At 50.4% G+C, this 12,462-nt stretch carries 9 protein-coding genes and 3 pseudogenes; all 12 read left to right on the top strand.

The window, feature by feature from the left end; genetic code table 11:
- Positions 1-30: 30 nt before the first annotated feature.
- The 12 genes and pseudogenes from B5F98_RS07980 (at position 31) to B5F98_RS07915 (ending at position 11,993) form a co-directional block, all read left to right on the top strand.
- Positions 31-327, top strand: coding sequence for a hypothetical protein (locus tag B5F98_RS07980; protein WP_005930687.1), 297 nt, complete (start codon positions 31-33; stop codon positions 325-327).
- A gap of 185 nt (positions 328-512) precedes the next feature.
- A complete protein-coding gene (locus B5F98_RS07975; RefSeq protein WP_002584969.1) occupies positions 513-1,346 on the top strand; it encodes a methyltransferase domain-containing protein in 834 nt (277 codons plus the stop codon).
- A 131-nt stretch (positions 1,347-1,477) separates the two neighbouring features.
- Entirely contained in the window at positions 1,478-1,774 is a 297-nt protein-coding gene (locus B5F98_RS07970; protein WP_016147288.1) for a DUF3847 domain-containing protein, read from the top strand.
- A gap of 241 nt (positions 1,775-2,015) precedes the next feature.
- Positions 2,016-3,524, top strand: a complete 1,509-nt coding sequence (gene mobQ, locus B5F98_RS07965) for a MobQ family relaxase (RefSeq protein ID WP_005930696.1) — start codon at positions 2,016-2,018, stop codon at positions 3,522-3,524.
- Positions 3,525-3,539: 15 nt separating this feature from the next.
- Positions 3,540-5,441 carry an AAA family ATPase gene (locus tag B5F98_RS07960; protein WP_035393622.1) on the top strand — a complete coding sequence of 634 codons (1,902 nt, stop codon included), beginning with the start codon at positions 3,540-3,542 and terminating at the stop codon, positions 5,439-5,441.
- Between the two features lie 86 nt (positions 5,442-5,527).
- Positions 5,528-5,695, top strand: a pseudogene (locus B5F98_RS13315) (type IV secretory system conjugative DNA transfer family protein); the annotation flags it as partial.
- A gap of 334 nt (positions 5,696-6,029) precedes the next feature.
- Positions 6,030-7,427 (top strand): annotated as a pseudogene (locus B5F98_RS07950) (type IV secretory system conjugative DNA transfer family protein); the annotation flags it as partial.
- 248 nt (positions 7,428-7,675) lie between these two features.
- Positions 7,676-7,804, top strand: a pseudogene (locus B5F98_RS07945) (Maff2 family protein); the annotation flags it as partial.
- A 652-nt stretch (positions 7,805-8,456) separates the two neighbouring features.
- On the top strand, positions 8,457-10,376 hold the full coding sequence (tet(W), locus tag B5F98_RS07935; RefSeq protein WP_002586627.1) for a tetracycline resistance ribosomal protection protein Tet(W): 1,920 nt from the start codon (positions 8,457-8,459) through the stop codon (positions 10,374-10,376).
- Positions 10,377-10,426: 50 nt separating this feature from the next.
- Positions 10,427-11,194 (top strand): class I SAM-dependent methyltransferase, encoded by a 768-nt coding sequence (locus tag B5F98_RS07930; protein WP_002586626.1) that lies wholly within the window; start codon positions 10,427-10,429, stop codon positions 11,192-11,194.
- A 171-nt stretch (positions 11,195-11,365) separates the two neighbouring features.
- Entirely contained in the window at positions 11,366-11,788 is a 423-nt protein-coding gene (locus B5F98_RS07920; RefSeq protein ID WP_002586616.1) for a sigma-70 family RNA polymerase sigma factor, read from the top strand.
- Positions 11,781-11,993, top strand: coding sequence for a helix-turn-helix domain-containing protein (locus B5F98_RS07915; protein WP_002586615.1), 213 nt, complete (start codon positions 11,781-11,783; stop codon positions 11,991-11,993). The genes B5F98_RS07920 and B5F98_RS07915 overlap by 8 nt, the downstream gene beginning before the upstream one ends.
- Positions 11,994-12,462: the final 469 nt, after the last annotated feature.

Here is a 12,462-nt window from a genome sequence, read left to right as displayed (position 1 = left end):
TGCGTAACAGGGGCGCAGAAAGGAGAGTTTATGCGAACAGGGCTTCCCAAGCAAAAAAAGACCACAGACATCTGGTTTGATGAGAAAGACCCGTTGATCCATATCCGTACCCACAATACCGACTTGAAGAAGCGGCTTGCCGCCTATGCCGAGCAGCACCCCGATGTGTGCCGCCAGACCGACGCAGACCCGGAAACGGGCTGCATGGAGTTTGACATTGAGAAAGGCCGCTTCTCTTTCCGTCTGACCGCCCCATACAGCGAGGAACGGCGGGAAGCGGCGCGGCGGTACGCCAGAGAGAGCAACGCCGCCGACAGGCTGAAATAGAGTGGAAATGTTCATAGTTTTGTGCTATACTTTTTCTAAAAGCAGAGTAATACTGCGGAATTGATTGGAGGACAACACAATGGTTACATTTATGAGATTAAGATAAAACCGCGAGTTATGTTGCGGTTATCCGTATTGCATAACTCGCTTATTGAAGCAGAGATGTAATTACGGAGGAAAAACAAATGAATAATAATTTATCACGCTTTGCAGACAGCAAGGTTTATTTTCAATGCCCAATTTGCACAAAATCAATGGATATACAAGGCAATAGCCTAATTTGTAGACATGGACATTGCTTTGATATTTCAAGATATGGGTATGTAAATTTGTTGTTAAAATCATCGCCCAAAACCAACTACAGCAAGCGGTCTTTTGACAACCGGCACCAAATTTTGGAGTATGGCATGTATGATGTTGTGTTGGAGAAAATCATACAGTTTATTTCTGATACGCCATCTATAAGAAACATTTTAGATGTTGGTTGCGGCGAGGGTTTCTATGCAAGGCAGATACAGCAAAGAACAGAACGAAACATCTTTGCCTTTGACTTGTCAAGGGAGGCAATACAGATTGCATCAAAAAAAGACAAGCGCAAAGCAGTGAAGTGGTTTGTTACTGACTTATCAAAAATCCCTTTGAAAGACGGAAGTATGGATTGTATTTTAGACATATTTTCGCCTGCACACTACAAAGAATTTCAGCGATTGCTATCTCCTAACGGATATGTTGTGAAAGTAATTCCTACGAAAAATCATTTGAGGGAAATCAGGACTAAAGTGCAAGCACACTTGAAAAATCCAGATTATTCAAATGAGTCTGTCGTTGAATATTTTGAGAAATATCTTAAAACCATTTCAAGAGAAACGGTTTCAGCCACCGTACAGTTGTCATCAGAACAAAGAATGTCGTTTATTGAAATGACGCCGCTTCTCTTTTGCGTTGAAAAAGATTGCGTTGATTGGCGTACTCTCACACATTTGACAATCGAAGCTGATGTTTTAATAGGAATGTATTAAAGGGCGTATTGATATTTAATATTCCCATTTATTGAGCAGAACGGAGTAAACCAAACACCCTAATCAAAAGGACAGCCGAGGAAATCGACTGTCCTTTTTCTATGCCGACAGGTAGAAAGGAGTGACCACCCATGACGAAACCGAGAGAAAAAAACCGCGAGGAATTGCAAGCCGAGATTGAGGACGGGAAGAAGAAAATCCGGCAGCTTGAAAACCGGGAAAAGGTGTTGCGGCAAAAGTTATCCCAAGAGGAACGCAGGACGCGCAGCCATCGGCTGATCGTCCGGGGTGCGGTCTTTGAGAGCATTGTGCCGGAAGCCAAGACCATGACCGACGAGGAAGCCGCCGCCTTTCTCCGGCTTGCCTTGACGAGCGAGGAAGCGCGGGCTTATCTGAAAAAACGCACCAAGGGCGGGAAAAGCGAATAATCCCTTTGGCACAAAGGGCGCACTTATACACCCTTACGGGTGCGTGCGCTCTGCCGAGGGCTTGTCGGCACAGAGAGAAAGCCGCTTGCTTCCCTCTCTGACCGACATTGGCGGCTTTGCCGCAACAAGGGGCTGCACCCCTTGCGCCGCTTACGCGGCTATCCCTGCACACCCACAAAAACAGTACACCCGCCGTTGGCGTCTGTACCATTTTTGCGGGTTTTATTATCCTATCCGGGAGGTGATACCCATAGCCATCTACCATTGTAATATCAGCATTGTCAGCCGGGGCAAGGGCAAATCAGCCGTTGCCGCAGCCGCCTACCGAAGCGGCGAAAAGTTGACAAATGAGTGGGACGGAATGACCCACGACTACACCCGCAAAGGCGGTGTTGTCCATACGGAAATCCTACTGCCGCCCAATGCCCCGCCCTCTTTCTCTGACCGTTCAACCTTGTGGAACAGCGTGGAGCTTTACGAGAAAGCCGGGAACGCCCAGCTTGCCAGAGAGATTGACGCGGCGCTTCCCATAGAGTTATCCAGAGAGGAACAGATCCGGCTTGTCCGGGAATACTGTTCCTCTCAATTTGTTTCCAGAGGAATGTGCGTTGATTACGCCATTCACGACACCGGCAAGGGCAATCCCCATTGTCACATCATGCTTACCATGCGCCCCCTTGACGAGCGCGGCGCATGGGCGGCGAAGTCCAAAAAGGAATATGACCTTGATGAAAACGGCGAGCGTATTCGCTTGCCAAGCGGCAAATACAAGGCCCGCAAAGTTGACCTGACCGGCTGGAACGACAAGGGCAACGCGCTTTTATGGCGCAAGGCATGGGCGGATATTTCAAACGCCTACCTTGAACGCGCCGGAAGCCCGGAGCGCATCGACCACCGCAGCAACGCCGAGCGCGGCATTGACGAGCTGCCCACCGTCCACATGGGCGTGGCGGCCTGTCAAATGGAGAAGAAAGGCATAGCCACCGAGAAAGGCGAGCTGAACCGGAATATCCAAAAAGCAAACCGCCTTATCCGGGAAATCCGGGCGCAGATTGGAAAGCTCAAAGAATGGATTGGCGAACTGTTCAAGGCGCGGGAAACCGCCCCGGAGCAGCCCCCGCAATCCCCCGGCCTTGCAAATCTGCTGATGAAGTATTTAAGCGTTCAGAGAGAAAAGAGCCGGAAGTATTCGCAGAGTTGGCAAAGGCAGCACACCGCCGACGAACTGAAAACCGTTGCAAAGGCGGTCAACTATCTTTCCGAGCATGGCATTTCCACCCTTGACGAGCTGGACGCTGCCCTTTCCTCTGTCAGCGACCAAGCCGACGCTATCCGGGAGGGCATGAAAACCGCCGAGAAGCGCATGAAAGAATTGCAAAAGCTGATTGAATACGGGAAGAACTACACCGAGTACAAGCCCATTCACGACGAGCTGAAAAAGCTGAAAAATGGCTGGACGAGCAAGCGCGACAAGTACGAGGAAGCCCACCGCGCCGAGCTTACGCTATGGAACGCAGCGAGCCGCTATCTCCATGCAAATCTGCCGAAAGGGACAAAGACCTTGCCTATCTCTGAATGGGAAAAAGAGTACGCCACTCTCAGCGGGCAGAGAACAGCGGAATATACCAAGCTGAAAGAAACCCGCGCCGAGGTTGCCGAGCTGCACAATATCCGCAAGTGTGTTGACATTGCGCTGAAAGCCGACCAGCCGGAGCAGACCCGCGCCAAGCGGCACGACTTAGAACGATGAAAGGAGTTGAGCTTTTTGTATTACACCCAAGAACAGATAGACCGGGCGAACCAAGCCGACCTTGTTTCTTTCCTGCAATCACAGGGCGAGCAGCTTACCCGCGCCGGGAATGAATACCGCTGGAAACGGCACGACAGCTTGACCGTCCGGGGAAACAAGTGGTACAGGCACAGCCAGAGCAAGGGCGGCGGCCCCGTTGATTTTGTTATGGAGTTTTTCGGCAAGAGCTTCACCGAAGCCGTAGAACTTCTCACAGGAGAAAAGGGAGCCGCACCGCCGCCGGACAGACCTTGCCCCGCGTCCCTATCCGACTTCCGGCTACCACCCCCAAACAGCGACAACCGAACAGCGAGGAACTACCTCACAACAGCCCGCCGCATTGATGAAGATGTGACGGGCTTTTTCTTTGCCCGCGGCGATATTTACGAGGACGCAGCCCACCACAACGCCGTATTTGTGGGGCGGGACGAGGACGGAATACCGCGCTACGCCCACAGCAAAGGAACGGCGGGAAACTTCCGGCTTGATGTGAAAGGCAGCGACAAAGCCTTTAACTTCTGTTACCGGGGCGAGGGCGAAAGATTGTTTGTCTTTGAAGCACCCATTGACCTGATCTCTTTCCTCTGCCTGTTCAAAAAGGAATGGCAGAAGCAAAGCTACCTGTCATTGGGCGGCGTGGGAGAAAAAGCCCTGCTCCGCTTTCTCTCTGACCGTCCGAACATCAAGACCGTTTACCTCTGCCTTGACAGCGATGAAGCCGGGAACGACGCTTGCAGCCGCCTTGTAAAGCTCATGCCGGAGGGCTATACCGTCCACCGGCTTATCCCTCTTTTCAAGGATTGGAACGAGGTATTGCAGCACCGGGCAGAAATCACAGACGGGAAGTATATCCGGGAAGCTGTTTACGGCTTGAAAGAGCCGCCGCAGGAAGAAACCGTCGAGATTATCCGCATGAGCGAGGTTGACACGCAGACCGTTGAATGGCTATGGGAGCCGTATATCCCGTTTGGGAAAGTAACCATTGTGCAAGGCAACCCCGGCGAGGGCAAGACCACCTTTGCCCTACGCCTTGCCGCCGCTTGTACCAACCGCAAGCCGTTCCCCCACATGGCAGCGCATGAGCCATTCAATGTGATTTACCAGACCGCCGAGGACGGTTTGGGCGACACCATCAAGCCCCGCCTTATGGAAGCCGAAGCAGACCTTGACCGTGTTCTTGTCATTGATGAGAGCAAGCAGGGGCTTTCCCTTTCCGACGAGCGCATAGAGAGAGCTATCCGGCAGACCGGGGCGCGGCTGATTATCCTTGACCCCATACAGGCGTACATGGGCGAAAAGACCGACATGAACAGGGCAAACGAGGTGCGCCCCATGTTCCGCCGCCTTGCCGATGTTGCCGAGCGTACCGGGTGCGCCGTTATCCTTATCGGACACTTGAATAAAGCCGCCGGAGGACAGAGCGCATACCGGGGCTTAGGTTCTATTGACTTCCGCGCCGCAGCAAGGAGCGTCCTGCTGATTGGGCGCGTGAAGCGGGAGCCAAATGTGCGCGTTATCGTCCATGACAAATCTTCCCTTGCGCCGGAGGGCAAGCCCGTTGCCTTTTGCCTTGACCCGGAAACGGGCTTTTCGTGGATAGGCGAGTATGACATTACCGCCGACGAGCTGCTATCCGGCGCGGGCGGCAACACGGCCACCAAGACCGAACAGGCGGAACGGCTGATACTTGACCTGCTTGCAGACGGGAAAGAGCTTGCCAGCGAGGAAATTGTAAAGGCCGCAGCCGAAGCCGGAATATCTGAAAGGACGGTGCAGAACGCCAAGCGCAACATGGGCGGTGTTTTGGATGCAAGGCGCGTCGGCGGTCAATGGTACAACTTCATCAAGAAGAAGCAGCCGCCCGAACCCGCAAGCTGAAAACGCAAAGTGCAGACCCTTTGCGCTTTGCACTTTCGCGCTTTCACTTTGATTGTGCGTCAATAACTCAAAATAGCACTTGACAAAACGCTTCATGGGGCACGAAAGCGGATATTGCTCCCTTTATGGACCCTAAGCCGGAAAATAACATCATTCTGACCCAGACGGAGGGGCTGATGATGTCCGGCAGGCCCAAAAATCCGGCTTATGCCCGGAATAAAAATGTCCTTGTCGTTGGAGGAAGCGGCAGTGGTGGACTGACAGGCAATGCTTGAAATGCGCGAATGGGCGTTGCTTTCGCCGCCTCGACCAATACCGGCTGCAGGTCGAGGGTATCAGTGCGGAAGAAACCTGGAAGGGTGTCGCGCCCTAATCAGAGTGGAAGGCTTGCCTGTAAAAAGGAAGTCACACGCAACGCATAGAGCCTGACCCTGTTTCGGCAGAATATAACGGCTCCACGAGTCCGCGCCGCCTGCCGGTCTTTGCTGGGCGAAAAGGTATGCTATGCCGGGCATGGACGCCATGCCGATGGAAATGGGCGAAAGCCCCGGAGGGATAGATAAAAAGCTATCCGGTAATCACGATCAGAAAACCCGCTTCTTCATCAAGCCGAACTTGATGCAGCTCCATTCCTCCTATGTAGTGACAGATCCGAAGGGTACTGTCCTGGTGGAGTGCGGAAAGCTGCTGTCCCGCGGCGCTCCCAGGCTGGGCAAGGACGGCAAGCCCCTACGCAATAAGAAAGGCAAGATCATTTATGAGCCTTATCAGATCAAGGTATTTAATACCATTAACTTTAAGAAAAGTATGCACTATAACCCTTTTGCGTATCTACATTCGGAGAAGGATATATTAAAACTGGTTACGGTACTGATCGCCAATACGAAAGGGGAAGGCAAATCCGGGGACGATTTTTGGGTGAAGGCCGAGACGTTGCTTTACACGGCTTTGATCGGCTACATCTATTATGAGGCTCCCAAGAATGAGCAGAACTTCTCCACTTTGGTAGAAATGATAAATGTCATGGAGGTCCGTGAGGATGATGAATCATTCAAAAATGCGGTTGACCTTCTCTTTGACGCTTTGGAGCAGAAAGACCCGGACCACTTCGCCCTCAGGCAATACAAGAAGTATAAACTGGCGGCAGGAAAAACAGCAAAGTCAATCCTGATTTCCTGCGGAGCCAGATTAGCACCCTTTGATATTGCGGAAGTCCGGGAGATCACCATGTATGACGAACTGGAGCTGGATTTGGTCGGGGACCGGAAAACAGCCCTGTTTTTTATCATTTCCGATACGGACGCCACTTTCAACTTCCTTGTCAGCATGGCCTATACCCAGCTTTTTAACTTGCTTTGTGAAAGGGCGGATGATAAATACGGAGGCCGGCTGCCGGTGCATGTGCGCTGTTTGATTGATGAGGCAGCGAACATTGGGCAGATCCCAAACCTCGAAAAACTCATGGCAACAATTCGGTCAAGAGAGATTTCGGCCTGCCTGGTGCTGCAGGCGCAGAGCCAGTTGAAAGCACTGTATAAGGATAACATGGACACCATCATCGGCAACTGTGATTCCAGCTTGTTCCTGGGCGGAAAGGAGGAAACTACCCTGAAAAGCTGGAGCGCCCTGCTGGGGAAAGAAACGATTGATATGTATAACACCAGTGTCACGAAGGGTACGCAGGAATCCCACGGGCAGAATTTCCAAAAGCTGGGCAAAGATCTGATGTCCATGGATGAGCTTGCCGTGATGGACGGCGGGAAGTGTCTGCTGCAGGTGCGCGGCGTCCGGCCCTTCCTGTCCAAAAAATACGATATTACCCAGCACCCCAATTATAAGTACCTTTCGGATTTCAACCCGAAAAACACTTTCGATATAGAGAAATACCTGTCTACCCGCTTGCGGATGAGGCCGGACGATCTGTTCCTCAATTATGAGATCAGCCCGTCCGAGCTGGCGGAAGAATCCGCAGACGATACCGAATAGACCCGCCGATTTGCAAAATCCTTTTTCTTTTCGGCGGGCCTTATTTTTTTATGCCCATTTCAAGGAGGTGCCTATTGGTAAGGAGCCGTGATTCTCCTAAATTTACTCACAATCCGCAGGATGTACGCCTGCGCTCGCCGCCCGCTGTTTGTTCTTTCTTCAAGCAGCGGGCGGCTTTTTTTGCGTTTCAGGCCAAAAACGGCCACAACACTATCATTTTTCATTTGATAAGGAGGTAATTACCCAATATGAGTTTTTTCACTTCTGCTATTGATACCCTGCAGATTTTGGTTGTTGCGCTGGGCGCCGGTTTGGGTGCGTGGGGCGTCATCAATCTTTTGGAAGGATATGGAAATGACAATCCCGGAGCTAATGCTCATGTACGGTAAGGAAGCAAGCAACCGAAAACAAGAGATAGACCGCCAGCACTACACTATTCCGAACCAAAGACCAAAAGATAAGCATTGTGGGAAAATCTAAACTTTTGGATTTTCCTACAATGCCAACTACGGCGGAATCCCTCCCACTCCTTATATCTTTCTGTATACATTGAATTTGTATTTAGTAAAATGCAGACAACACCACGGATCGGCTTTTGGTTGGACAATTCCAACCAAACACCACAGCAGACAGCAGAAAACATTCTGAACGCTAGGAAGCCGGTATGATTGTTACATATAAGGGGAAGAAAAATTTCTTTTAGGTACTTGCTTTCCTAAAACTGATGTGATACAATGATTTAATCCAGAAAAGGAGTAAAAAATATGCGGCAAGGTATTCTTAAATAAAACTATAATCAAATAGTGGGAACAAAGGATTATGATAGCTCCTTTTGTAGGGGCTTAGTTTTTTGTACCCAATTTAAGAATACTTTTGCCTTATCAATTTTGACATATCCCCAAAAACAGCAATCACAAACAGGTGTATGCTGTATATGTGTATGTCCGCAACTTATAATCCCCAGTGGTAAAAGTATTTTACTGCTGGGGATTTTTATGCCCTTTGGGGCTGTAAAGGGAGGACAATCACATGAAAATAATCAATATTGGAATTCTTGCCCATGTAGACGCTGGAAAGACGACCTTGACGGAGAGCCTGCTATATGCCAGCGGAGCCATTTCAGAACCGGGGAGCGTCGAAAAAGGGACAACGAGGACGGACACCATGTTTTTGGAGCGGCAGCGTGGGATTACCATTCAAGCGGCAGTCACTTCCTTCCAGTGGCACAGATGTAAAGTTAACATTGTGGATACGCCCGGCCACATGGATTTTTTGGCGGAGGTGTACCGCTCTTTGGCTGTTTTAGATGGGGCCATCTTGGTGATCTCCGCTAAAGATGGCGTGCAGGCCCAGACCCGTATTCTGTTCCATGCCCTGCGGAAAATGAACATTCCCACCGTTATCTTTATCAACAAGATCGACCAGGCTGGCGTTGATTTGCAGAGCGTGGTTCAGTCTGTTCGGGATAAGCTCTCCGCCGATATTATCATCAAGCAGACGGTGTCGCTGTCCCCGGAAATAGTCCTGGAGGAAAATACCGACATAGAAGCATGGGATGCGGTCATCGAAAATAACGATGAATTATTGGAAAAGTATATCGCAGGAGAACCAATCAGCCGGGAAAAACTTGCGCGGGAGGAACAGCAGCGGGTTCAAGACGCCTCCCTGTTCCCAGTCTATCATGGCAGCGCCAAAAATGGCCTTGGCATTCAACCGTTGATGGATGCGGTGACAGGGCTGTTCCAACCGATTGGGGAACAGGGGGGCGCCGCCCTATGCGGCAGCGTTTTCAAGGTTGAGTACACCGATTGCGGCCAGCGGCGTGTCTATCTACGGTTATACAGCGGAACGCTGCGCCTGCGGGATACGGTGGCCCTGGCCGGGAGAGAAAAGCTGAAAATCACAGAGATGCGTATTCCATCCAAAGGGGAAATTGTTCGGACAGACACCGCTTATCAGGGTGAAATTGTTATCCTTCCCAGCGACAGCGTGAGGTTAAACGATGTATTAGGGGACCAAACCCGGCTCCCTCGTAAAAGGTGGCGCGAGGACCCCCTCCCCATGCTGCGGACGACGATTGCGCCGAAAACGGCAGCGCAAAGAGAACGGCTGCTGGACGCTCTTACGCAACTTGCGGATACTGACCCGCTTTTGCGTTGCGAAGTGGATTCCATCACCCATGAGATCATTCTTTCTTTTTTGGGCCGGGTGCAGTTGGAGGTTGTTTCCGCTTTGCTGTCGGAAAAATACAAGCTTGAAACAGTGGTAAAGGAACCCTCCGTCATTTATATGGAGCGGCCGCTCAAAGCAGCCAGCCACACCATTCATATCGAGGTGCCGCCCAACCCGTTTTGGGCATCCATAGGACTGTCTGTTACACCACTCTCGCTTGGCTCCGGTGTACAATACGAGAGCCGGGTTTCGCTGGGATACTTGAACCAGAGTTTTCAAAACGCTGTCAGGGATGGTATCCGTTACGGGCTGGAGCAGGGCTTGTTCGGCTGGAACGTAACGGACTGTAAGATTTGCTTTGAATACGGGCTTTATTACAGTCCGGTCAGCACGCCGGCGGACTTCCGCTCATTGGCCCCGATTGTATTGGAACAGGCATTGAAGGAATCGGGGACGCAGCTGCTGGAACCTTATCTCTCCTTCATCCTCTATGCGCCCCAGGAATACCTTTCCAGGGCTTATCATGATGCACCGAAATACTGTGCCACCATCGAAACGGCCCAGGTAAAAAAGGATGAAGTTGTCTTTACTGGCGAGATTCCCGCCCGCTGTATACAGGCATACCGTACTGATCTGGCCTTTTACACCAACGGGCGGAGCGTATGCCTTACAGAGCTGAAAGGATATCAGGCCGCTGTCGGTCAGCCGGTCATCCAGCCCCGCCGTCCAAACAGCCGCCTGGACAAGGTGCGCCATATGTTTCAGAAGGTAATGTAAAGATACATAATCGTCAAGACGGCAACAATCAGAAGTTATGGAGGGTAACAATGGAATATAGTAAGGAAGATTTAATGGAAGCAAAAAAGCAAATTTGGGGAGTGGGAGAGAACATGGGAACAGAGGAAAGTAAAAAAATCTGGGAGGAGAACGCACAATTTTGGGATAATGCAATGGGTGACGAATCTAATGAATTTCACAGAGAGGTAGTGCGTCCCAAAGTAACGGAACTTCTATCTCCTAATCCTGCGGATTACATTTTGGATATTGCGTGTGGCAATGGAAATTATTCTTCGTATCTTGCACAAAGAGGCGCTTCGGTTGTCGCTTTTGATTACAGCAAAAAAATGATAGAATTGGCTAAAAGACGGCAATCACAATATGCAAAACAAATTGAATTTTGTGTGGCGGATGCGACCGATAGAAAAAGTATATTAGAATTAAAAAGAAATCGAGCCTTTACGAAAGCAGTTTCTAATATGGCAATTATGGATATTACGGATATTGAACCACTTCTTATGGCTGTTTATGAACTGTTGCAGGAAAGCGGAATTTTTGTCTTTGCAACGCAACACCCTTGTTTTGTCACGTTGACTGAAAAATATATGACACCGCACAGTTACTATGATATAGCGATTGAAGGGCAACCGAAAGAGCAGATTTATTATCATCGTTCCATACAAGATATTTTTAACCTTTGTTTTAGAGCTGGATTTGTCATTGATGGATTTTATGAAGAATGTTTTAAAACCAACAAAGAAATTCCTATGGTAATGATAGTAAGGCTTAAGAAGGTAAAACGTGATAGCTTAAAATAAATTCAAGTTTGTCGGGTAAATAGCAAACCCAGCCGAGCCAGTCAACGGTCAAGATGAACGGCGCATATGCGCAGCCGTTGACAGCCCCGCCCGCCTTTGCTGGTAGGCAATCAAGGGGCGACAGCAAGAAGTGCCACCGCCCCGCACTATTATTCAGAAAGGGGAATTTCCATGACCGACCAGATAGCCTATCAAGAATATATCCAGCGCAGGTACAACGCCTTTTGCAAGACTGTTATCCGCTGTGCCGCCTTGGACAAGATTTTGAAGCTTAAACGGCAATGGGAACGGCAAGTTTCCCTTGACTATCTGATGAACGAGAAGTTTGTCCAGTTTGCCGCGTCGGAGCCGGACGAGGAATACCCATTTACCGTCTGCGGTCAGACCGTCCTGCTCTGCAACGCCGCCCTTGCCGACGCGATCTCTGTTTTGCCGGAGCAGACGCGGGAAGAAATCCTGCGCTATTACTTTCTGCGCCAGCCGCAGCGCGTGATCGGCGCGTGTATTGGCCGGTCACGCAGCACAGCGGGGCGGCATATCCAGCTTGCCTTGCAGCGGCTACGCGAAGAAATGGGGGTGAGCCGGTATGAGTAGACTTCTCCCCTATGAAACAATCCTCAAAGCCCGTGAGGGCGACCCAGAAGCCGTGAACGCTGTCCTGCTCCACTACGCCGGATATATCCGCTATTTCTCAAAAGTGAACGGGCAGGTCAACGCCGAGGTGGAGGACTATGTAAAGCAGCGGTTAATTGACTGTCAATTCAAGTTCCGGCTTGACGAACCACCGGACAAGTCATAAAAACTGAATACCAGCCGCCACCGACGCGGCCAGCGAAAGCAGTAAGTCTTGAAAAAGATTTACTGCTTTTTTTGTTGTCCGGCTCCGCTCCCGGCCATTTTGCCCCCTGCCGGTTGTAGTAGTAAGCGAGGAGGGAATTTTTCTGCCCTGGTGTTTGGCATTTGGAGCATTTACCCGTAGTAGAGGGCAAAGAGAAAGGATTTCTCCAACACCGGGTAGAAACCACTGCGTCCGGTGTCATTTTAGCGAAAGCGGGCAGGAATGCCCTTTACAGGATTAGTAGTAGCAGAAAAAGAGAAACAAACTTTTGTGGTTGCAGTTTTCCAAAAAAGTGGCGGACGGAAGTGAGAGAAAGTTTGCAGTCACGGAGAGCAAGTTTCTACCACGGTGCCAAAATCCGCAATTCTGCGGTTTTGCCCCTCGCGGGAAACTTGTTGGGGAGTGCCTTCCCCAAACCCTGCTATGGCGG

This window comes from Pseudoflavonifractor sp. An44 (genome assembly GCF_002161675.1).
Classification (GTDB): Bacteria; Bacillota; Clostridia; order Oscillospirales; family Oscillospiraceae; genus Enterenecus; species Enterenecus faecium.
This window is presented reverse-complemented; position numbering and strand designations above follow the sequence as displayed.

What these genes read in the sequence shown, in the direction of transcription:
- B5F98_RS07980 (WP_005930687.1), top strand. Translation starts at nt 31, where the DNA reads ATGCGAACAGGGCTTCCCAAGCAAAAAAAGACCACAGACATCTGGTTT.
- B5F98_RS07975 (WP_002584969.1), top strand. Translation starts at nt 513, where the DNA reads ATGAATAATAATTTATCACGCTTTGCAGACAGCAAGGTTTATTTTCAA.
- B5F98_RS07970 (WP_016147288.1), top strand. Translation starts at nt 1,478, where the DNA reads ATGACGAAACCGAGAGAAAAAAACCGCGAGGAATTGCAAGCCGAGATT.
- B5F98_RS07930 (WP_002586626.1), top strand. Translation starts at nt 10,427, where the DNA reads ATGGAATATAGTAAGGAAGATTTAATGGAAGCAAAAAAGCAAATTTGG.
- B5F98_RS07920 (WP_002586616.1), top strand. Translation starts at nt 11,366, where the DNA reads ATGACCGACCAGATAGCCTATCAAGAATATATCCAGCGCAGGTACAAC.
- B5F98_RS07915 (WP_002586615.1), top strand. Translation starts at nt 11,781, where the DNA reads ATGAGTAGACTTCTCCCCTATGAAACAATCCTCAAAGCCCGTGAGGGC.